Origin of the sequence: Arthrobacter livingstonensis, assembly GCF_003219815.1 — a bacterium.
In the GTDB taxonomy this organism is placed as follows: domain Bacteria; phylum Actinomycetota; class Actinomycetes; order Actinomycetales; family Micrococcaceae; genus Specibacter; species Specibacter livingstonensis.
Genome location: NZ_QJVD01000029.1, coordinates 1 through 22,103, shown reverse-complemented (window position 1 = coordinate 22,103; position 22,103 = coordinate 1). Strand labels below are relative to the sequence as shown.

The following is a 22,103-nucleotide window of genomic DNA, read 5'->3' as shown; positions in this document are numbered from 1 at the left end:
GAATCGTAGACGGCGTTATTGGGGTTCGTTTGCCACACGCCGGCCAAGCCGGCCGGTTACTCTTTGACGAGCTCCCTGGCTGCGGCCGTGATGTGCCGTGCGGAAATGCCGGCGGCATCCAGCAGTTCGGAAGGTGTGCCCGAGCCGGGCAGGCCGCGGACGGCGAGGAGCTTGATGTGCAGCTCCGGTGTGTCCGGACCTGCCAGTGCTTCAAGCACGGCGGCGCCAATCCCTCCCTGCGGATAGTGGTCTTCGGCAACTACAAGCCTGCCCCCGGTGGCCCGGCATGCCTGTCGCAGGGTTTCTCCGTCAACGGGCTTGATGGAGTAAAGGTCAATGACCCGGGCGTTGATGCCGCCGTCGGACAACTTGCTGGCTGCAGCAAGGCATTCGTGCAGTGTGACGCCGGCACCGATGAGGGTGATGACGTCCTCGGGCCCGGAATGGTGAACTTTGCAGCCGCCCACGGGAAACTTTTCCTCCGGAGCGTAGATCACCGGGTAGGCGCCGCGGGTGGCCCGCAAATATGTGATGCCCTTCGTATCGGCCATGCCCAGCACCAGCTGTGCGGTGGCTGGCGCGTCGGCCGGGTAGAGAACCGTCGACGTGTGTATGGCACGCATCGCAGCGATGTCCTCCAATGCCATTTGCGACGGGCCGTCTTGCCCAATTTCAACGCCCGCATGGGTCCCCACAAGCCGCAGGTCGACCTCGGAGACACCAGCCATGCGGATGAAGTCGAAGGGTCTGGATATAAGGAACGCCGCGAAACTGGCCGCAAAGGCAACATAACCGCGTACTGACATTCCGACCGCCGCCGCGATGAGTTGCTGTTCGGCAATGTACATTTCAAAGTATCGTTCCGGGGCAACGTCCTTGAACTCCGCGGCATGCGTGGAGTTGCCCACTTCGCCGTCCAGGACCACGATTTCCGGCCGTGCCGCCAAGGCTGCAACCGTTGCCCCGAAAGCGGCCCGGGTTGCCACCTTCTCGCCTTTTTCCCACCGCGGCATGACGACGTCGGCGTGGGCGTTTGCGGTGATGGCAGGCGTTCCCGTTGCGGGCATTGCGGTGGTGATCCGCACATTGGTGGGTCCACCCAAGGAAGCGACTGCACGCTCAGCCATGTCCTGCGGCAGGGCCTTGCCGTGCCAGCCGTTCTTGTTTTCAATCTCGGGCACGCCTTTGCCTTTGATGGTTTTTGCCAAAATCACGGTCGGCTGCGCGGGATTCGAGCGTGCCTCGGTCAGGGCGTCGTCGATCGCCTTAACATCGTGGCCGTCGATGACAAGTGCCTGCGCCCCGAACGCCTCGACCCGGCGTGCGTAACGGTCAAGGTCCCATTGGAGCTCGGTGGGGCCGTCCTGTCCCAGGCGGTTCACATCGACCATGGCCGTGAGGTTGCCCAGCTTGTAGAACGCTGCCTTGTCCATGGCCTCCCACATGGAGCCTTCGGCCATTTCGCTGTCGCCGCAAAGGACCCACGTGTGGAAAGGCAGTTTGTCCAGGTATTTTCCGGCAAGTCCCACGCCGACGGCGTCCGGCAGTCCCTGCCCCAACGATCCTGTGGCAACATCCACCCAAGGAAGCAACGGCGTGGGGTGGCCTTCGAGCCTGCTTCCGAATTGGCGGTAGGTATGGATCAGTTCGTCTTCCCCGACCACTCCGACCGCGCGGTAAATGGAATAGAGCAGCGGCGAGGCATGGCCCTTCGAAAAGATCAGGTGGTCGTTGGTGGCCTCCGCCGGGTGGTCCCAGTCGTAACGCAGGTGTCGTTGGAGCAGGACAGCCATCAATTCCGCAGCCGACAAGGAAGATGTCGGGTGGCCGGAGCCGGCTTGGGTGCTGCAGCGGATCGAGTCAACGCGTAACTGCGTCGCCAGCGATTGGATCAGCTCGGTTGCGGCGGCATCCAAAGGACCAGGGGTTTGAATCGGTTGATTGCTCATGATTGTGCCTTCCACTTGCGTCCTGCCCGGGCAGACCGGCCGTTGGGACCGGTGGTTTTGCGCCGGGTTCCGCGGATCCGGCAGCGGCCTTGGGCCCAGGTGTCTCTGCAATTTCAGCCTAGCCACAGGTCCATTCCGTGTACACCGTCCGAAGGTTCCAAAGTTCGCTGGCTCGGCTGCCGTTCGATTCGGGCCCGTCAATCAGCCCCAACCCGGTTCAATGGGCCTGTGCAGGCCGGTGGGTGTTTCGGTCAGGACGACCAACACGGTCGGGAGAGACGCCGTTCGATGGTTCGAAAGGTTGCTCGTCACATCGGATTCCGGCTGGTCGCCCGTCATGTGAACCGCAGCCACGGGGTACAGCTTGCGCGGGCCGACAAACTCGAGGTGCAGGTAGGTTACCCGTGCCACCTCCGTGTATTCCGTCAGCCGCAGGGCCACGGTCCTTCGCAGCTCGGGGCCACTGCCTGTCCAACGAGGAACTGGCGATTCTTCTCGATCAAAACCACCGCTACGATGCCCAGCAGGATGCCGACCAAAATGGATCCGACGGCGTCGGGCACGGGGGATCCGTTCAGGTGATGCAGGAGGATGCCCAGGAAGGCCAGCACGAGGCCGATCAGCGCCGTGCCGTCTTCGTTGAAGGCCGCCCGGGTGGGGGTGTCTGAACTGTTCGGCACCTGGTCAAGAACCTGGCGGTCCTGTTTTAGGCCGTTGTCATCCTTCTGTTGTTCTTCTCGTTGAGCCTGCTGACGCGAATCGTGACGTACTGGTTCCTGCCTCTGGGTTCGCGGCTGTTGCGGCCCTGGCTGCTCCAACGCGTCAGCTGCCTTGGAACACTTCCTGGACGTCCAGTTCCTTGATGTCGGGTTGGGCCGAGGTAGCAAGGGCTGCGGCATGATTGCCGCCCGCCGGTACCCAGGCGATATTCAGTCCGTGCGTTTCCCGAAGGGCCGGGGACTCGACAGCGGCGGCCCAGCTGCCCGCCCTCGTCCCGTGATGGTCGGGGGCTGGTGGCCCAATGTGCAGCGCGCACGGCTCGACAGCCAGGCCATGTCCTGTCGCCTTGAGGGCTGCTTCCTTGGCCACCCACAGCCGTATGCGGGACTCGACGTCGGTGTGCGCCAGCGCCTCCCGTTCCTCAGGGGAGAGCGCGAAACTGTCGAAACTGGAATGTAGCTGCCGGGGAAAGGCCTCCACATCAGCCCCGAGGGGCCGGTTTGGGGCGGCGGAGGCAACCATCACCGTGTCCCTGGCCCGGGAGAGGCTCAGGTTGGTGGCGTCGATCCCGGGTTTTCCGTGCGCTCCGCCGCAGTTGCGGCAGTGCCGGTGGATGGCCAGCCCGCGCGCAGTCCGCGGGGTGCCGCCCAGGGCCCGTGCGGCCATGACGCGGAACAGGATGTGTCCTGCGGCGTATCCCCGGCCGTCCGCCGGGTTCCTGAAGCGTGCAGCGGCGGCCAGCTCGGCGTGGCTCAACAGTTCCCCGGGTCCCCCGAAGCGGGCTGCGTGGGAGAGCACCTCCTGTGCACCTGCCATGACGTACTCCACGGGACCAGCCTTGTTGCCGGGGGTCACCGCTTGCTGATCCGCACGTACTGCGAGATGGCCAGCGGTGCAAAGACCACGATGATGGCGACGCAGCACATGAGGGCGTAGAGCAGGGCGTTCTCTGCAGGCCAGCCGCTGGGTGCTGGAAAGCCCTGCGGCGCGGCGTTGCCGAACAGCTTTCGCACCGCCGTCGCGACGGCTGTCACGGGATTCCACTCGGCAAAGGCCCGCAGCGGCCCGGGCATGGACTGCACAGAAACAAAGGCGCCGGAAATGAAGGTCACTGGGAACAGCCAGATCAGGCCGAGGCTCTGGGCGACCTCAACGCTGCGCGCCGTCAGGGCGATCACGGCGCCCACCCACGAGACGGCGAAGGTGAACAGCAGCAGCAGCCCCAAGGCCAGCAGTGCGGGGCCCGGGCCGTTGTTGATTCGCCAGCCGATGGTCAGGCCGCACAGGAGCGTGACGGCAATGGACAGCAGGCTGGTCACCAGGTCGGCCGAGGACCGGCCCAGGATGACGGCTCCGCGCGACATCGGCAGGGAACGGAACCTGTCAATGAGCCCCAGCTGGAGGTCCTTGGCCAGGTAGACGGCAGTGAAGGAGGCGTTAAACGTCAGGGTCTGGGCCAGGATGCCGCCAATCAGGAACCTCCGGTACTGGTCCCCTCCCAGGGTGCCGCCAAAGACGAAGGCGAGCAGCAGGACGAACATGACGGGCTGGGCCACGCTGGTCACCATGGCACCGGGGGTGCGGATGACATTGCGCAGGTTGCGCCCGGCAACCACCGAGCTGTCGCGGATGGCTGCGTTGAGACTGCTCATGCTTTTAGTACCTCACGGTCCTGGCTTGCGCCGGCTGTCGGTGAATCGGTGGGGGTGGGCGAGGCGTGGTCCCGGGCCCGCTGGCCCGTCAACTGCAGGAACACATCGTCCAGGGTGGGGCGGCGCAGTGCCGCCTCGACCACCTGCAGCCCCGCGTCTTCGAGCTCGCCCAGTGCCCGCACCAGCATGTGGTGCCCGTCGGGGGCGGCAACACTGACTTTGCGTGCCTGACGGTCAACCTCGGGTGCTGCCGAGGCGATCCCGGCGAGGATTGCCGCGGCGCGGTCCACGCCCTCCGGCCGGGCCACGACGATGTCGATCCGCTCAGAGCCGACGCGGGACTTGAGCTCGTCGGCTGTGCCTTCGGCAATCACGCGCCCGGCGTCGATCACCGCGATGTTGTCCGCCAGCTGGTCTGCTTCCTCCAGGTACTGGGTGGTCAGCAGCACGGTGGTCCCGGCGCTGACAAGTGAGGAGATCACGGCCCAGGTGTCCAGCCGTCCCCTCGGGTCAAGTCCCGTGGTGGGTTCATCGAGCACCACCACTTCGGGCCGGGCAACAATGGCACCGGCCAGGTCCAACCGGCGCCGCATCCCGCCCGAGTAGGCCCCCGCACGCTTGCCCGCCACGTCGGAGAGCCGAAACTCGTCCAGCAGTTCGGCAGCCCGCACGGCCGAGGACTTCCGGTTCATGCCGTAGAGCCGGCCCACCATGACCAGGTTCTCGTAGCCGGTCAGCTTTTCGTCAACGGCCGCATATTGCCCGGACAGGCCGATGGACCGGCGAACGCTTTCCGGGTCCGTCAGGACATTGTGTCCGGCCACGGTTACCTCGCCGGCATCCGGGGCCAGCAGCGTGGTCAGCACCCTCACAGTGGTGGTTTTTCCGGCGCCGTTGGGCCCCAGGAGTCCCAACACCTGGCCGGGCGCAACATCCAGGTTCAAATCATCAAGTGCGCGGAAGCCGCCGAAGTTCTTGCACAGTCCCCGTACGCGGATCACTAGGAGGCCGCTAGCTCGGCCACCGTGCGCGGCGTCATGTCGGTCCAGCTCCGGGAGACGAAGTCCAGGCATTCCTGCCGGCCGCCGGGGCCGTACATGACCAGCCAACCGTTCGGGACGTCGGCGAAGGAGGGCCACAGCGAGTGTTGTTGCAGGTCATTGACCAATACGCGGAAGGTTGCGGTCGTGTCATCAAATGGGTTCGTCATTTACATTCCCTCAGGTTCCTTGCTGGATTTCTTCTGACAGGCGGGGCCTGAAACGGGACCAAGGCAACCGTTCCGAGCCGCGCCGTTATCAGTTATTCGGCGCCCTGGCCCAGCTGGATTGCCAGCACGGGCAGGATGTGATCGAGCGCGCGTTCGCTGAGCATGTCCGAGTGCCGTGCCGGAACGGCCGTGTCGGTGATCCTCCCGGTCACGAACGGCTCCCAGGACTCCGACGACGGCGACCCCGCCCGGACGTCCGCGGTCGCACGGAAGACGGACAATTCGCCGTCGAACACGCCCACATCGCCCTCACGGATCATGCGCGCCAGCACGGAGAAGTTCTCCACCATGGCGTTCAGGGATTCCAGCGGGATGCTGCCCAAAGGATTGTGGTTCTCCCGCAGGATCTCCAACACGCGCGCGCCGTCCAGGCTTGCCGCCTCACCGCCCGGCGCGGGGAAGCCGGCGGCATTCAGGTAGTTCTGCCACAGGACCGGGCCGGTGCCAATGTCGCCATTGGCGTCCTGTGCCGTAGGGAAGGCGTCCAAAATCCCCAGGAACGCCACTTCGTGGCCCAATTCCTGGAGCCTGGTGGCCAGTCGGTGCACCAGGTTGCCGCCGAAGGACCAGCCGAGCAGGTGGTACGGACCTTCGGGCTGCACCTGTTGAAGTTGGGCAATGTAGTCGTCGGCCAGCTCCGTCAGTGTTTGTACCTGGAGACCCTGGTCACGGCCGGGGAGCATGCCGGGCATCTGGAGCCCGATCAACGGCCGTTCCTTGTCCAGCCGGCGCAGCATGGCGGCATAGCCCCAGCTGACTCCCGTGGCCGGGTGCACGGCAAAGAGGGGCGCCTTGCTGCCGGTGGTGCGCAGCGGAAGCAGCTGCCGCAGGCTGTCGGCAACATTCTCCTGCTTGCCCCTTGAAGCCTCCGCCAGCAGCTGTTGCACACTGGGGGAGCGGAACAGTGCCTGCACGGGAAGGTCGGTGCCCAAGGCGTCATTCACCTTGGAAATGAGCGGCTGCGCCAGGAAGGAGTGCCCGCCAAGTTCAAAGAACGACTCGTCGACCCCGACCTGCGCAAGGGACAGCACGTCCGCAAAGACCTGGGCCACCGCTTTCTCCCTCGGTGTACGGGGTGCCAGCCCGGCACTGCGGTCCTGGCCGTCCGGATCGGGCAGCGCCGCGGCGTCGACCTTTCCATTGAGCGTCAGCGGTATGCGTTCAACAACCACGACGGCGGCGGGCACCATGTATCCCGGCAGTGCCAAACGCAGCTGCGACCTGGCCTGCTCGGCAAGTTCCTGGCCCGCCCGTGGGGCCGCATCCGTCGATTCCGCACGGGGGTCCGGTTCCGGTACCACATAGGCCAGCAGCCTTGCGGTGCCCGGCAGGCGCGTTCCACCGGCAGCTTCGCCGTCCCGCACCAGGGCTGCGGCAGCGGCGACGCCGGGCACGGCACGCAGCGCCCGTTCCACTTCGCCCAGTTCCACCCGGAAGCCGCGGATCTTGACCTGGTGGTCGTTGCGGCCCTGGAAGAGGATCTCGCCGCCGGTACTTCGCGTCACCAGGTCACCGGTGCGGTACATCCGGTCCCCGGGGATGCCGAAGGGGTCGGCGACAAACCGTTCGGAGGTGAGCTCGGGCCGGCCCTTGTAAGCGCGGGCCAGCTGCGGTCCGGCCAGGTAGAGTTCGCCGCCGGCCCCTGCCGGCACGTGCTGCAGGTAGCTGTCCAGGACGTAGGCGCGGGAGTTTTGGGTGGGGGTGCCGAGCACGGGGTGTCCAGGCCCGGGCCTGGATCCGGCGTCCGGGAAACCCGGCACGACGGCGACCAGCGAGTCAACCGTCGACTCGGTGGGTCCGTAAAGGTTCCACGCCCGCACCGAACTGCGCGAGGCAAGGTCATCCCACAGGGCTGCGTCAAAGGCCTCCCCGCCCAGGGCCAGCCGCAGCGGCGGGCGGCCTTTGGTGGCGCGCCCGTCCAGCATCGTGGAAAAGTCCGGTTCGGCCAGCAGCTGGCGAACATAGCCAGGGGTGGTCTCCCAGGCCCCGATGCCGTGCTCGGCGAAGTACCCGGCGAGACGCTGGGGATTTAGCCGGACCTCGTCGGTGACCAGGTGCAGTTCGTGCCCGTCGACCATCCACAACAGCGGGTCCCAGGAGGCATCAAAGCCGACGCCGGTGGTGTGAGCCACCCGCAAGGGTCCCTCGGCGGCCCGCTCGGTGGTACCGGGAAAAAGTGTTTCCCGGTGTGATGCGAGCAAGTTGGCCAGGGCGCCGTGGCTGATTTCAACCCCCTTGGGCCGGCCGGTGGAACCTGAGGTGAACATGACATAGGCCAGCCGGTCGGCTCCCTGAACTGCCAGTCCGGCTCGGCCCCCGGGCGGCAGGGCGGCCGGTCCGGGCACCGGCAGCTTCTCCATCCGCAGCACGGCGGTGCCGGCCATGCCGGCCGCTGCGAGGCCGTCGTTGAGGGCGGACTCCATGGTTTCGGTGCTGATGACGGCGACTGCGCCGGCATCTTCGAGGATGGCCGCCACCCGGTCGGCGGGGTAGTCCGTGTCAATGGGGCTGTAGACCGCGCCGGCCCGCAGCACGCCCAGGGCTGCCACCACCGTGTGCAGCGACCTTGGCAAGTACACCGAGACCAGCTCCCCGGCCTGGACGCCTGCGCCAAGCAGGGCGCGAGCCACTTGTGAGACGGCCGCATCCAAGGCCGCAAACGAGAGCGACCGGCCGCCGCAAACAACGGCCGTGTCATCCGGGGAACGGGCGACCGTCCGGGCAAAAACCTCCAGGAGTGGCGGGGGGTCGGCGGTAGGGACGGGGCCGGTCGTGGCCGCGATCAAGGCGTCGATTTCGTCCGGCGACAGGATGGGGAGGGTGGAAATGGCGTGGTCCGGTTCCTGCACGGCCAACCGCACAAACGCCTCGAAACGCCGGATCAATGCGGCGATGGCGCTGCTGCTGAACATGGCCGCATTGTAGGCAAGCGTGGCAGCCAGGCCCAGCTCCGGCCCCAGTTCCCGGAAGGTGAACGACAGATCGAACTTTGCTTCCCCGGTAGCCACCTCCGGCTCGGCCAGGGCGTGCACGCCGGGAAGTTCGACGGCGGCACGGGCTGTGGTTTCCAGCGCCAGCATGGTTTGGAAGACCGGATGCCGGCCCAGCTCGCGGGGCGGGTTAAGCGCCTCCACCAAGCGCTCAAAGGGGACGTCGTCGTTGTCGAAAGCGTCAAGCACGCTGCGCCGGGCGGCGTCGAGCAGTTCACGGAAGCTGGGGTTGCCGAGGGCACCCAGCCGGATCGGGACGGTATTGACGAAAAAGCCGATCAGTTCCGTCAGTGCCGGATCCGTCCGTCCCGCGGTCGGGGAGCCGATCACCAGGTCGTTGCCGGCGCCAAGCCGCGAGAGGAATCCGCCCAGTGCGGCGTGCAGTGCCATGAAGAGGCTGGCGCGCTGTGAGGAGGCGAGCCGGGCCAGTGCGGCCGTAGTCTCCGGCTCGAGCGTGAAGGATTGCTGGCCGCCCGGCTGGCGGGCGCCGGGAGCGCGCGTTCCGTCGGCGGGCAGCGCCAACTCGGGGGGAGCGCCTGCCAGGGTTTCCTTCCAGCTGCGCAGCTTGGCGTCCAGAACCGGTTTTGGTGCGTCGTCGCCGGTGGATCCGCCTGCCGCGGGCACGCCCTCCAGCAGCTGGCGCTGCCACAGGGCGAAGTCCGCGTATTGCAGCCCCAGGGCCCGTTGCATGGGGCTGGCGCCGCTGCAGCGGGCAGAGTAGGCGGTGGAGATGTCCCGGGCCAGGGGGGCCAGGGATGCGCCGTCGCTGGCAATGTGGTGGACCACCAGCTGGAGCACCCATTCGTCGTCGTCAATCCCGAAGAGCGTGGCCCTCAGGGGTAGGTCATGCACCACATCGAAGCCGCGTGCGGCCTCGTCGGAGAGCAGGCGTGCCAGCCCGCCCGGGGAGGTGGCGTCCTGGAGGGACAACAGCCCGGTGACGGCGGACGCCGGGTGGATCAGTTGTTCCGGAGTTCCCTCTCGTGCGGGGTAGCTGGTGCGCAGGACCTCATGGCGTGCCGCCAGGTCATCGATGGCCTGCGCCAGCGCATCTGTGTTCAGTTCCCCGGTCAGCCGGACGGCCAAGGCGATGTTGTAGTCTGCCGAGCCCGGGTCAAGCTGGTTCAGGAACCACAGCCGTGATTGTGCGTAGGAGAGCGGAATCCGTTCCGGGCGGTGGTCCTTGTTCGCCCTGGCCCAAGCATCGACGGAGGTGCCTGGCACCGGCCCTGCACTGCCTTCGGGACCGCCTTCAGCGCCGCTTTCGGGGATGGCTGCCAGCAGCCGCAACAGGGCTGCCGGGGTGGGGGACTCAAAGATGGCCCGCAAGGCCAGGTCCGTGCTGAATTTTTCGCGCAGCTTGGCGATCAGGGCGACGGCCAGCAGCGAGTGGCCGCCGAGTTCAAAGAAGTCGTCATCCAGGTGCACCCCATCGACACCCAGGACCGTGCCGAAGGCCGCGCAGACCACCTTTTCCGGTTCCGTCCGCGGCTCCCTGGATCCCGAGCCGGGGGCGGCTGGGGCGGGAAGTGCGCGCTTGTCCAGCTTGCCGTGTGATGTCAGGGGAATCTCCACCAGGGCCACGAGGGCCTTGGGCATCATGTACTCGGGCAGGCGGAGAGAGGCGAAGCGCAGCAGGTCTTCGGGAGCGGCATCTCCAACGTAGTAGCCAATGATGCGCCCGGCTGCGCCGGCTTCCACCACCACTGCGGCGTGCTGGACCTGTTCGTGGCCTCGGATCACACTTTCAATCTCGCCGGGCTCAACCCGGAAGCCGCGGATCTTCAGCTGCTCGTCGGTGCGGGCCACAAATTGCAACTCGCCGCCCCGGAGCCGCCGCACCAGGTCGCCCGTGCGGTACATCCTCGCGCCGTCGCGGTGCGGGTTGGCGACGAAGTGGCTGGCGGTTTCGGCGGTTCGGTTGACGTACCCGGCGGCCATCCCCGCACCGGCCAGGTAGAGTTCGCCGGTGACGCCCTGCGGCACGGCCCCGAGATATTCGTCAAGAACGTAACTTTCGACATTCCTCACAGGCCTGCCGATGTTCGGCACGGGGCCGGTGATGCGGGTCAGCACCGAGTCGACGGTGAATTCGGTGGGTCCGTAGAAGTTGTAGGCTGCGACGCTTTCGTCCCCGGCCAGCTCCTGCCACAGTTCGGCCGGCAAGCTCTCGCCACCCAGGACCAAGACCAGCGGCGTGGGCCTCGGGATGTCCAGCAGCCCTGACAGCAGCAGGGCGCGGACGTAGGAGGGTGTGCTTTCCAGCACGGTGATGGCGTTCGCGGCGCAGAACTGAACCAGCGCCTCCGCGTCGGTCCTGGTGTCGTCGGCGACCATGTGCAAGGTGGCGCCGGCAACCAGCCATAGCATTGGATCCCAGGCCGCATCAAAACCGAGCCCGGCAATGTGGGCCACTGCCGGGCCACTGCCGTCGCCGGTTTCAAGGGCCCCGGCCCCGAACGTTTCGGCATAGATGGTCTCTCGGTGCTGGTAAAACAGGTTGGCCAGGGCCGCATGGCCAACGGCGACGCCCTTGGGAGTGCCGGTGGAACCGGACGTGTAGATGACGTAGGCCTGGTCCGTGGGGCTGATGGCCAGCGCAGCCAGCGCCACGGCGGCAGACTCCTGCCGTCCTGCTTCCCTTAGCTCTTCAAGATTCCCTGCGGCGATGGTAAGTTTCGGTGCGCTGTCGTCCAGGATCAGGCCTATCCGTTCGGCCGGGTAGCCCAGGTCCACGGGAACGTGGACCGCCCCGGCACGCAGCACGGCCAGGGTTGCGCAGACAACGTCATTCGTGCGGGGCAGTGCGACTGCGACCCGCTCGCCGGGCTGCACCCCTGAGGCGGTGAGGCCCGCTGCGAGCAGTTCGACGGCGTCGAAAAGTTCGGCAAAGGTCAAGGTTCCCGTTCCGTCGCTGACGGCGGTCCGGCCGGGATGGCGGGCGGCGGTGGCCGCAAATTCATCGAGCACCGTGCCCTGTCCGTTCCTGGCCATGGGTCCCCGGCCCAGGTCGCGGACCCGGGCGGCTTCTTCGGCCGTTGCCACCTGGAGCCTGGACAAGGGCGTTTGGGGGCGGGCCACAAACTGTTCCACCATGTGCAGGAAGCGTTGGGCGACCATGGCTGCAGTAGCCGGTTCAAAGAGGGCCGGATCGTAGCTGAGCGATCCGCGCAGGCCTGAGCCGGGGCCTTCCTCGGCCAGGTCCAGCAGCAGGTCGAATTTGGCTCCTCCCGGTTCAGTGGACCGGTCCGCCGTGGCGCGCAGGCCCGGCATCGAGAGCTGTTCGGGTGCGCCGTTGGCGAGTGTGAGCATGACCTGGAACAAGGGGTGACGGTCCTGCGAGCGGGCCGGGTTTAGTTCTTCAACAACCCGATCGAACGGCGCGTCCTGGTTGGCATAGGCACGCAGGTTGGTGAACCGCACGGCGTCAATGAGTTCCCCGGCTGTGGGGTTGTTCGAGGTGTCGGTCCGCAGCACCAGGGTGTTGACAAAGAAGCCCACGAGGTCATCGAGGGCAGTGTCCGGGCGGCCGGCAACCGGGGTTCCGATGGGAATGTCCGTGCCTGCACCGAGCTTCGTCAGTAATGCCGCGAAGACGGCCTGCAGCACCATGAAGAGGCTGGCATTGTGCTCCCTGGCCAGGGACGAGAGCCGTTCATGGGTTTCGGCACCGATCTCCAGAGGCACGGAGGCCGGGCCCCACGGTGCCGCCCGTGTGCCGCGGGCGCTGTCGAAGGGCAGGGCCAGCTCCTCGGGGCACCCGTCCAGCTCGGCTTTCCAGAACGCCAGCTGGCGGGAGATGGGGCTCTGTGAATCGTCTTCGCTGCCCAGCTCTGCGCGCTGCCAAAGCGCATAGTCCGCGTACTGCACCGGCAGTGGCGTGAAGTCCGGGTGCGCGTTCCGGGCACGGGCGGAGTAGGCCGTGGACAGGTCGGCTGCCAGCGGTCCCAGCGACCAGCCGTCGGCGGCGATGTGGTGCAGGGTCAACAGCAGGACATGCTCCCGGGCACCGAGCTGGAAAAGCGCAGCGCGCAGCGGAAGCTCGGTGGCGACGTCGAAGCCGCGGGCTGACTCGGCCTGGACCACGCGGTCCAGGTGCTCCGCCGTGGTTTGCACGGCGGTGAGCGGAACCTTGGCCTGGTTCGCCGGGAGGATCCGCTGTTCCGGTTCGCCGTCCGTCAACGCGAACACGGTGTGCAGGCTTTCATGGCGTGCCACAACGTCGTTGACGGCCCTTTCCAGCGCGGCGACATCCAGCTGACCGGAAAGCCTGAGCACGATCGGAATGTTGTAGGCCCCGGACGCCGGTTCGAAGCGGTTCAGGAACCACAGGCGGCGCTGGGCATGGGAGAGCGGCAGGGGACTGGGGCGCTCCTGGCGGCCCAACGGACGCGAACCTGGCACTGGAGCGTCCAAGGTCTGGGCGATGCCGGCGACAGTGGGAAATTCAAAGACGGTGCGCAGTGTCGGGGCGGATCCAAGCTTTCCACGCAACACGGCCACCAGCCGGGTGGCCAGCAATGAATGGCCGCCCAGTTCGAAGAAGTCGTCGTCGCGCCCCACCTCGTCCAGGCCCAGCACCTCCAAGAAGGCCTCCGAGACCGTTCGTTCGGCATCGTTGTGCGGTGCCGCCGAGGTGCTGCCGGTGTCAGGCTCCGGCAGTGCCTTGGTGTCCAGCTTTCCATTGGGGGTCAGCGGGATCCGGGGGATGCGCACAATCGCGGACGGGACCATGTAGTCCGGCAGGCTGTGGCGGATGGCGGCGCGGATGGCCGCAGTGTCGACCTCATCTTCACTGGTGATGTAACCCAGCAGCTGGTCGTAGCCGGCCCGGTTTTTGGACACGACGACGGCGGCATGGTTTACGCCGGGGGTGCCACGGAGCACTTCCTCGATTTCGGACAGTTCAATCCTGAAACCCCGGATCTTGACCTGCTGGTCAATGCGGCCCAGGAACTCAACCCCGGAGTTGGCCAGCCGTCGGACCACGTCGCCGGTGCGGTACATGCGCGAACCGTCAGAAGCGAAAGGATCTGCGATGAAGCGTTCGGAACTGAGTTCGGGCTGATCGAGATAGCCCCGTGCCACGTTGTGCCCGGCGACGTAGAGCTCGCCAATGGCGTTTCCCGGCACAGGGTTCAGCCCGGAGTCCAGGATGTAGTGGCGGCTGTTGGCCACCGAGGAACCCAGGTGCGGGGCAATGCCAGGTTCCATGATGGCCGTCATGCTGTCCACGGTGGTTTCGGTGGGGCCGTAGAAATTGTAGGCCGTGACGCCGTCGATTTGGGCGAGCACACCCCACAACGTCGGGTCAACCGCTTCGCCGCCCAGCGCCACCACGGAGGGGTGCGTGCCGCCGTCGAACAGCCCTTCCGCCAGGAGCGCCTTGGCAAAGGACGGAGTGGTTTCAATGCTGTCGATCCGCTGCTGTGCCAGATACTTGGCCAGGGCCTGCGGGTCCCGGCGGGTGAGGTCGTCGACCAGGTGGAGTTCATGACCGGCCATGAGCCACAGGATCGGATCCCACGATGCGTCGAAGGAGAGCCCTGCCGTGTGGGCCACCCGCAGGGTGCGGCCCAGCCTGGCCTCGGCGGGACGGAAAATGTCTTCGCGGTGTGAGAAATAAAGGTTCAGCAGCGCGCGGTGTTCGACGCCAACTGCCTTGGGCCGGCCGGTGGATCCTGAGGTGAAGATGATGTAGGCGAGGTCGTGCTGGCCGGCCGCGATGGTTTCCGGCCGGCGCGGCGGCAGGCCGGAAAGGGTTGCTTCCACGGCGGTGTCGTCAAGGACCACTTCAGGCACGGGGCTTGCCAGGTGGTGCTTCGACTGCGGATCGGTGAACTCTGAGGAGGTCAGCAGGAGCAGCGGTGCGGCGTCCTCCAACATGGCCTGGACCCGACCTTCGGGGTAGTCGGGGTCGATCGGAACGTAGGCGGCGCCGGACTTCAGTATTGCCACAATGGCGACGGCCAGGAGGGTGCTCCGTCCCAGGCGCACGGCCACCGATTCGCCGGCCTGGGCTCCCCGGCGGCGCAGGTAGTGCGCCAACTGGTTGGATCTTTGGTCGAGTTCGGCAAAGCTGAGCTCACCGTCCGCAGCCACCAGGGCCCGGGCCGCGGGTGTTGATGCTGCGTGGACTTCGAATTCTTCGGCAACAGTGTGGGCTGGCAGGCTCATGGACTCCGCACCGCCCAACGCCAACAGTTCCCGCTCTTCCTCCGGCGTCGTTACGGTGAGGGCGGCAACTATGGTGCCGGGGGCCGCGGTGATTTTGCCGAGCAGGCGGGTAAAGCGCTGAAGGTGGTCCCTGACGGCGTCGCGGCTGTACAGCTGGGAGTTGGCTTCAAATTGGATGGTGACGTTCTCGGCGCTGTCAACGGCGCTGCCCTGTCCCGGCTGCAATCCGTGGATCACGATCGAGAGGTCGTCGATCGGGCCAGTGGAAAGGATGTTCATGGTTGCGTTGGACGGGCCAAAATTGATGCCGTCAACGATCGGCAGGATGTTGATCGACGGCCCAATGTAGCCTGGGCGTGCATTGAGGCCCCCATGGCGGAACCTCTGGTGGATCAGGGCATTGCGCAGGGAGCCGCCCGCGTTCACAATGGTGCCTTGGAGCGTTTCTTCGGGCGACACTTCAAAGCGGACGGGGACGATGTTCGACAGCATCGACGGAACGGACTTTGCCACTGCGCCGCGGCGTGCTGTGACCGGCAAGGCAAGGGAAACGTGCCTCTCGCCCGTCATTTTGTGCAGGTAGATGGCCGCAGCAGCGAGAATGAGCGCTGGCGCACTGGCTGATCCGGCGGCAAGCCCGACCACAATGTCCCGGGGGAGAGCCGCTGACAGGCGAACCAGTCCTATGGCATTGCGGGTGGGGCGTTCTGCCAGCCCCGGCGCAGGCCCGGCGTCTGCCAGGGCGTCCTGCCAGAATTCCTTGTCGGCTTCGGCATGGCGGGACTCCACATAGCCGGCCTCGTCCAACAACAGTGAATCCAGCGACGGGAACACTTTGGATGCGCCCTCCGCTGCACCAGCTGGTTCGTCCGAGCCGTTGGCGAGCAGTTCGTTGTAGATCGCGGCGACGCGCTTGAGCACAAGCACGGCGGAGTAGCCGTCAAGCATCAAGTGGTGCACGCGCTGGTAAAAGAAGTACCTGTGGTCCCCGACCCGAAACAGTTCCACGTGGAGCAGCGGGTCCGTGGCCACATTGCGCGCCTCGGCGAGATCGTCGTCCATCAACGTCCGGGCGTGTCCGGCGGCCGCGCCGGTGCGCCCCTCCCAACTGCGCAGATCAGTCACATGCAGCTGTACCCGCGACGGCGAGATGAGCTGGTGCGGGCCGTGGTCGTCCTCGGCGAAGCGCACATTCAAGGCATCCGTCTCGGCGATGGCCGTCCGCACCGCCAGGCACATCAGCCCGGCATCAAGGTCGCCGTGAATATCCACAAACTGCGCAATCTGGTACATCGGATTTTCCGGCTCCAGATTTTGGGCGTACCAAATGCCCCGCTGCGCCATTGTCAGGTCGCGGCGGGCGCCGGTGTGGAACGAAGACATGGAATATGCGTGCTGGGACATGGGCCTTCTCAAGATCGCGGTTTCCCGGCGAAGGCCGGGGCTGGCTGGTGCGGGAACACGACGAATGGTCTCGGAGCCTTGCAACCCGAGGCAGGCAGTGGTTGGACCTGCCCCGGATTGAATGCTTGGCACCATACGAGGTAGCGAGGGTTACTGGAACTGGCCCAGCTGCAGCGGGCCGAAGGGGATGGACACCAGCGGCCCGTTGACCAGGGGTGCGCCCAAGAGCGGCCCGGAGATGAGGGCGCCGTTGAAGAAGGAGCCGCCCAAAATGGACGTCGACGTCGCGGGGAAGGTTTGGCTGGCGGCCGCAGGGGTTGTGGTCGCGGCGCTCGCAGGTCCGGTCCCCACGGCGAGTCCGCCAATGGCAAAGGCTGCTGCGATGGAGATCGTTCCAATGGTCTTTGCTGAGGTCTGCACTGTATTCTCCTGGTGTTGTCGTCACTTTTTCTTTGCCGCAGGCGATGAGTTACCAGGCGGAGTCATAGGACATTCGGAACCAACCCAGCCTCAGATGGGTATTCCCGCCCACAATTTGAAACCGGGCTGCGTCTTCGCCAACACGGCCATGAGCACCACGGACTGCGCCATGACGTCACAGGCCGGAGGGGTTCTGATACGACCGGGAGCACCGTGTATTTTGCGTCCTCGCCGGAAAGTGCCTTTCAGGAGGTGCTCTCTCCGTTCGCCTAAAAGCTGGGCGGTCGCAGTTCGTTGGAGAAGGACGCTGCCGCGTTGGGCCTGTCGTTGGAGGATTTTGTGGCTGCCGTCGGCAGGGAGTGGGATGAAAGCTCGTTCATGGGCCGAGGCAGCCTGCCGGCCCAGTGGCGGGTCCGCCTCCGCCTGTATCACCTGCGGCTTGCCGAACCCGGGTGGTGGGTTGATATTGGCCACCGGGAGACTCTCGCTGCCGTCCGTCGAATTCTGGGTGAAGACCTTCACGCTGCCACCGGCTGCGCTGAAGTCACTCTGGCCGAACTCCATGCGCCCAACCGGGAAGTGACCACCCGCATTGCCAGCTGGTTGCGCGGGCTCGTTCTTGATGATGGGACGCGAGCTCTCGGGATTCGTTACAACAGCAAGTTTGGCGGCGAGTGTTTCGCCTACTGGCTGCGGCGCCGGGATGATGGACTGGGAAACGAATCCCTTCACTCCGAGTCCGAAGCTGCCATCATCTTGCGCACTGACGCGCTGCACATCGCTGCAAAGCGTTTGGGAATGCGCTGTTTCTAACGCGCGAGGACCGCCGGCAGCCTTGGGTCTGTGTTGAGCGTCGCCAGTCAACGGAACTGTTCAGGGGGTGGCTCCCGCGATGCAAATTCAGACTCGGCTGCTGGATTCAGATCGTTTAGTCTGCAGATGAGCTTTTCAGGCTTTTGTGGCGTCTTGGCATGGTCTGTTGAAACGGTTTCAGGTCTCGTCGGTTTCCGGGTATGGCGTTGGTTTTTGTCCGTTGGGCGCCACACCGGCGGGACAGCGTGGGCTGGATTCGGGTGCTTGGCTGAAGATCTGGCGGTAGAGGTCTTCACCGAAGCTGGTGAAAATGGGTTCGCCTTGGACGATCCGGTGTGTCCGCCGGCCGTTGGCTTCCCGCTGTGCCTGTAGAAAGAGGGCGTTAGGCAGGTGTTGGGAGTATAACCCGTGGGCGAGGTCGAAGAAATGCGTGACGAAAACGACCCTCATGTTGGTATCCAGCAGGGCTGAGATGATGTTCCTGGCGATGGCGGATCCTTCCCGTTCGTTGGTGGCTGAGAAGGATTCATTGAAAAGCACGAGTGAGTGCCGGGCGAGGTTGTCTGCGATGGCGCTCATCCGGTCCAGTTCCTCATCGAGCTTCCCGCTTTGGAGTTCGGTGTCTTCCTCGCGTTTGTAGTGGGTGTGGATCCCGTTGCTGATGCTTGAGGTGAAGTAGTCGGCGCAGACGAACATGCCGCACTGCATCATTAGCTGTGATGTGCCCAGGCTGCGTAGGAATGTTGACTTCCCGCCTTCGTTGGCTCCGGTGACCACGATGAGATTGCGGCCGCCGGCATCCATGTCGTTGCCGACCACCCTGGCCGTCCCGGCGAGGACCAGGGAGAGGTCATGGAGGTTCCGGGCACCGAGCTCGAGCTGGTTCACGGGTTCGGGTTTGGGGAAGCAGATTGGTCCGCCGTTGGCGTCAAGGACCTGGCACAGGTTCAGGCACCCGATGTAGAAGGCGAGTTCGGCACGGAGCATGGTGAAGAAGCTGACGATGTGGGCGTCGGCCTGGTCCAGGGCGTGGGCTGCCAGGGCGATGCCGTGGTTGTGGAGTTCGGCGAGGGCGCGGGCCCCGGCTTCGTCGCGGGGGTGGATGTCGAAGGAATAGGACTCGTCTTGCCGTTTGTAGATCCGTTGGAGCCAGTTGCCGTCCTGCCGGTTGGGGCGCCTCAGTGTGTACTGCTCACCCTTGTTTGCGTAGCCCAGTCCCGCGCTGATCAGGACGCCGTGGTGCAGGCGCAGCAGGTCCAGGTGCTGGGTGGCGAGTTGGAAGTAGTCTTCGTTGAGTTCGTCGGTGATCATGGTGAAGAACCTGGTGAATCCGGGTGAGTGGAATTTGTCCTTGTTGTCGTCGGTGATGGTGCGTAGGCGGCGCATCATGCCGATGAGCAGTTCCAGGGACTCGATGGATCGGCGCAGGATCGCGTCGGGGTAGTTGAAGAAGATGCTGTGGTAGATCTTCTTTTCCGCGGCGACGGTGTCTTCGGCGAGGGCGTAGAGCGCCCGGACGGTGTCGGGGTTCTCCAGGGCGTCGATGAGGTTTTGTTGGCGGTAGGTGATGTCCCCAACCGTGGTCAGGGGTGTCCGCAACGCTTTTTGCGCAGCGTCGTACAGGTAAGGGTCTTCGGCTGCCATGGCCGTGAAGAGGCGTTCCAGGTCCAGGTCACGGGCCAGCGCCCGGGAAGTAGTGGAGCTCTCGACGACCCGGCCGAGGTCCCTGTCGTCGTACATCAGGAAGGCCTTCATGGGATGATCCGTTCCTTGAGTTGGTCGTGGGTGAGACGGTATTTCCGGGCGAGGACCATGGCGTAGGCGAGCCCGTCGGCTGGTTTGCGAATGACTTTGAAGGTCCGTTTCGCCGGGTCGTTTTCATCGACGGTGCTGACCATGCTGACTGTGGCCTGGTTCAAGGAGGCCAGTTCGTCCACGAAGGTCACGCACACGCAGACCAAGCCCATCGCGGTGATCCTGCCCAGGATCTTTCCGCCCAGGTCGATGGCATCGGCGAGGGTGGTGGAGGTGAATATCTCATTGAGGATCACCAGGCTCTCGGGTGTGGCGTGTTGGAGGATGTCGTGGATGCGGACCAGGTCGTCCATCAGTTTCCCCGCAGGTCCGCCGTGTTTTCACCGCGTTCAAAATGCGTGAATATTTTGTCCGGCAAAAACAGCTCGGCCCGTGTGCCGGGGACAGGCAGCCCCAGGGACGCCAGGTAGTGGAGCTGGCCAATGGTGCGCGCAAACGTTGTCTTGCCGCCCTGGTTCGGCCCCGAAACAACAAAGATCCGTTCCGGGGCACGCAACCGGAAATCGTTGCACACCACCGGCCGGTGCTTGGCTGCAAGCACATGGGCCAAGGCCAGGTCGAAGGTATCCTCCACGCGCAGGTCCCTGGAAGTCGACACTGTCGGGAGGCAAAAGTGGAGCCCTGCGTCCGCGAGGGGTCCGGCGTGGTCCAGGTAGGCCAGGTAGAACTGGATTTCCCGGTCAAAGCGGAGCATCACCTCGTCGGCAAAGTCCTGATTGTCCTGGAAGAAACGGTCCAGGGAAGCAAAGACATCCGGGAAGAGTTTTGCCGCTCGCTCCATGATCATGGCTTCGAGATGGTCCATCTCAAGGATGGTCCGGCTTTTGTCTTCAAAGGCGCCGAGCTGGTGTTGTTGGAAGCGTTGGAAGGTCTCCTGAACCTCTGCGGCGTGGTCGGTTTGGCCATCGTAGCGGGAGACTGTCACCCGGCTGCCCTTGATCCGAAGGCAGTACCTGATCTCCTTGAGGCTTTTTAGGACCGCCCGTGATTCTGTTCCCAGAGTGTGGAACGCCTCCGAAGCTGCCTGGCCGCGTACGTAGTCCCTGAAGGCCAGAAGCCCCGGCGAGGTGGGATCGGCGTCGTCCAAATCGCGACGGAGTGCTTCGACCGCGGAGCAATAGCACTCAGCTGCGACGACAAAAACGTCCTCGCGCTGGTACTGGTAGCGAAGTGCGGCGGCCTGGACCAGGTGGCTGCGCATTTCCTGGAGACTGCGGGCCCACGAATCAATCATGGCCCGAATGACACCGTCTTCAAGGTCGGAGATGACCTGGTGGCGGTAGGTGATCTCCTCCACGCTTGCAAGGGGGCTGAGGAAAAGGGGAACGAGATCGTAGGGCTCCCGCCCCGCCGTCACGTTCTGGATGACGTGGTTGAGTTGCAGGTCGGCGAGGAAGGACTGCTGCTCCGGGCGGAGCGGTGCCGCTTGGGGAAGCATGAACAAAATGCTGGAAAAGGATTTGGTGCCCGGTTCAACGACCATGGCGGGTTCAGTATTGGAAAGCATGGTTCGGCCTCCGTCCGTTGCGTGCGGACAGGAGCCATAAGCCGTGCGGCAGTTTGAGCCGAAAACGTCGGCTCGGGCGGGTTCCATCGCCCATGCCCATGATAAACCGAAATGCAGGCGATTGCCACGGCAACCGAGTGGCGGGCACATGAACCAGACCCGGATGTCCGGGGTCCAGGGGGGCGGTGGTGGAGTATGATGCAGATAGCAACAGGGTGGAGGGTCCCACCCTTTCGAACTAGCGGCCACGGCCGCCAACGGTCCCTACCTTTGGACAAGATGCAACGGCGTTTTGGGCGGTGGGACGATGACTGCTTCTCTTCCGGAATACCTCCTGCGGGACAGGTGGCTCCCGGCCGTGGCCCGCCGAGAAACATGCCAGCTGGTCCGGGCCCGCGGGGCGGTGACGTCATGGTGGTGAACCTTGCCCTGAATGCCGTGGGCGTGGCTCGTGGCGGGAGCGCGATCCGTGCCGGAGTCACCGCCGCGCTGATCCCCGGCGCCAAAATAGGGGTCGTCGGCCCGAACGGCTCCGGCAAATCAACGCTTCTGATGATCATGGCCGGCCTGGACCCCCGTTACCCCACAACGACACCCTTACTGGCGCCCCAATCACCAAACGACGCGACGCTCAACACCTGGCAGGCTGGCCGATACATTCCAAAGCCACCACTCGGGTACCGAACCCGCAAGGTGGCGGCAAGGGTGCCAATATGCAGGAAAGGAAACAGTGATGACGGAGACGACAGGGGACACCGGGCATGTGTACCTGGTGCGGCATGGAAAAACCGGACTCAACGCCGGCCACTACATCCGCGGCCACGCGAACCCAGCCCTGGACCAGGCCGGGCTGGTTGAGGCCCATGCCCTCGCTACGGTTCTTGCCACCAAACGCCTGGTCCAGGTGATTTCAAGCCCCCTGGACCGGGCAGCGGACACCGCCCGCATCATTGCCGAAACGTCCCGGGTGCCCCACAGCACGGATGACCGCTTTACCGACCGCGACTACGGGCCCTGGACCGGCTACAGCGAGTTCACCGTGGCCGGCCGGTGGGGCAGCCCCGGGCAGGCGCCCGGCGTCGAGGGCACCGAGTCCGTCCTGGCCCGGGCCCGGCCAGCCCTGGACGCCGTCCTGGACACCGCCCCCGGGGGACCGGTGGCCGTCGTCACCCACAACGCCGTCATCCGCGCCCTGCTCGCCGACCTTGCCCCGGGCCGGTTCCGGCCCAATGACCCCGTTACCTTTTAAGTAGCCCCTAAACGAGTATGAATTGGGGTTGTTGGCCTGTCGGTCCCGGCATGATTGAAGCCCCCAGTCATCAATGATCCGGGGGGTGTTGTCACCGGGATTCGCCAGGCGCCAGGGATATCGCTAATGGGGACCGG

14 protein-coding genes, 1 pseudogene and 1 riboswitch are annotated in these 22,103 nt (G+C 65.2%); of the genes and pseudogenes, 3 read left to right on the top strand and 12 right to left on the bottom strand.

Annotation, left to right across the window (positions count from 1 at the left end; translation table 11 throughout):
* Positions 1-56: 56 nt before the first annotated feature.
* The 9 genes from CVV68_RS19300 to CVV68_RS19260 form a co-directional block, all read right to left on the bottom strand.
* Complete coding sequence (locus CVV68_RS19300; RefSeq protein ID WP_110502628.1) at positions 57-1,949, bottom strand: transketolase; 1,893 nt, start codon at positions 1,947-1,949, stop codon at positions 57-59.
* Between the two features lie 201 nt (positions 1,950-2,150).
* Positions 2,151-2,360, bottom strand: coding sequence for an HAD family hydrolase (locus CVV68_RS23995; RefSeq protein WP_146238967.1), 210 nt, complete (start codon positions 2,358-2,360; stop codon positions 2,151-2,153).
* A gap of 14 nt (positions 2,361-2,374) precedes the next feature.
* Positions 2,375-2,629 (bottom strand): cation diffusion facilitator family transporter, encoded by a 255-nt coding sequence (locus CVV68_RS19290; protein ID WP_110502626.1) that lies wholly within the window; start codon positions 2,627-2,629, stop codon positions 2,375-2,377.
* A 142-nt stretch (positions 2,630-2,771) separates the two neighbouring features.
* Complete coding sequence (locus tag CVV68_RS19285; protein ID WP_146238966.1) at positions 2,772-3,485, bottom strand: 4'-phosphopantetheinyl transferase family protein; 714 nt, start codon at positions 3,483-3,485, stop codon at positions 2,772-2,774.
* A gap of 35 nt (positions 3,486-3,520) precedes the next feature.
* Positions 3,521-4,321, bottom strand: a complete 801-nt coding sequence (locus CVV68_RS19280; protein WP_110502624.1) for an ABC transporter permease — start codon at positions 4,319-4,321, stop codon at positions 3,521-3,523.
* Positions 4,318-5,322, bottom strand: a complete 1,005-nt coding sequence (locus CVV68_RS19275) for an ATP-binding cassette domain-containing protein (RefSeq protein ID WP_211320919.1) — start codon at positions 5,320-5,322, stop codon at positions 4,318-4,320. Before CVV68_RS19275 ends, CVV68_RS19280 begins: the two co-directional genes overlap by 4 nt.
* Positions 5,322-5,531, bottom strand: coding sequence for an MbtH family protein (locus tag CVV68_RS19270; RefSeq protein WP_110502647.1), 210 nt, complete (start codon positions 5,529-5,531; stop codon positions 5,322-5,324). The genes CVV68_RS19275 and CVV68_RS19270 overlap by 1 nt, the downstream gene beginning before the upstream one ends.
* A 92-nt stretch (positions 5,532-5,623) precedes the next feature.
* A complete protein-coding gene (locus tag CVV68_RS19265; protein ID WP_110502622.1) occupies positions 5,624-16,162 on the bottom strand; it encodes a non-ribosomal peptide synthetase in 10,539 nt (3,512 codons plus the stop codon).
* 150 nt (positions 16,163-16,312) lie between these two features.
* The gene (locus CVV68_RS19260) at positions 16,313-16,582 is read right to left on the bottom strand and encodes a hypothetical protein (protein WP_110502621.1); all 270 of its coding nucleotides are present in this window, start codon (positions 16,580-16,582) and stop codon (positions 16,313-16,315) included.
* Positions 16,583-16,921: 339 nt separating this feature from the next.
* Here CVV68_RS19260 and CVV68_RS19255 point away from each other — a divergent pair, with 339 nt between their 5' ends.
* Complete coding sequence (locus tag CVV68_RS19255) at positions 16,922-17,395, top strand: hypothetical protein (RefSeq protein ID WP_146238965.1); 474 nt, start codon at positions 16,922-16,924, stop codon at positions 17,393-17,395.
* A 177-nt stretch (positions 17,396-17,572) separates the two neighbouring features.
* Here the strand turns inward: CVV68_RS19255 and CVV68_RS19250 are convergent, their stop codons facing one another.
* Genes CVV68_RS19250 through CVV68_RS19240 form a run of 3 tightly spaced genes read right to left on the bottom strand, consistent with a single transcriptional unit; the run spans position 17,573 to position 20,717 of the window.
* Positions 17,573-19,150 carry a MutS-related protein gene (locus tag CVV68_RS19250; protein WP_110502619.1) on the bottom strand — a complete coding sequence of 526 codons (1,578 nt, stop codon included), beginning with the start codon at positions 19,148-19,150 and terminating at the stop codon, positions 17,573-17,575.
* Positions 19,147-19,503, bottom strand: coding sequence for a P-loop NTPase family protein (locus CVV68_RS19245; RefSeq protein ID WP_110502618.1), 357 nt, complete (start codon positions 19,501-19,503; stop codon positions 19,147-19,149). Before CVV68_RS19245 ends, CVV68_RS19250 begins: the two co-directional genes overlap by 4 nt.
* Positions 19,503-20,717, bottom strand: coding sequence for a P-loop NTPase family protein (locus CVV68_RS19240; protein ID WP_110502617.1), 1,215 nt, complete (start codon positions 20,715-20,717; stop codon positions 19,503-19,505). Before CVV68_RS19240 ends, CVV68_RS19245 begins: the two co-directional genes overlap by 1 nt.
* Before the next feature lie 21 nt (positions 20,718-20,738).
* Positions 20,739-20,817, bottom strand: a riboswitch (Fluoride riboswitch).
* Between the two features lie 311 nt (positions 20,818-21,128).
* Between CVV68_RS19240 and CVV68_RS25100 the strand changes: the two are divergent.
* Together CVV68_RS25100 and CVV68_RS19230 are read left to right on the top strand one after the other, a co-directional pair.
* A pseudogene (locus CVV68_RS25100) lies at positions 21,129-21,290 on the top strand (ATP-binding cassette domain-containing protein); the annotation flags it as partial.
* Positions 21,291-21,450: 160 nt separating this feature from the next.
* On the top strand, positions 21,451-21,966 hold the full coding sequence (locus CVV68_RS19230) for a histidine phosphatase family protein (protein WP_110502616.1): 516 nt from the start codon (positions 21,451-21,453) through the stop codon (positions 21,964-21,966).
* Positions 21,967-22,103 lie beyond the last annotated feature (137 nt).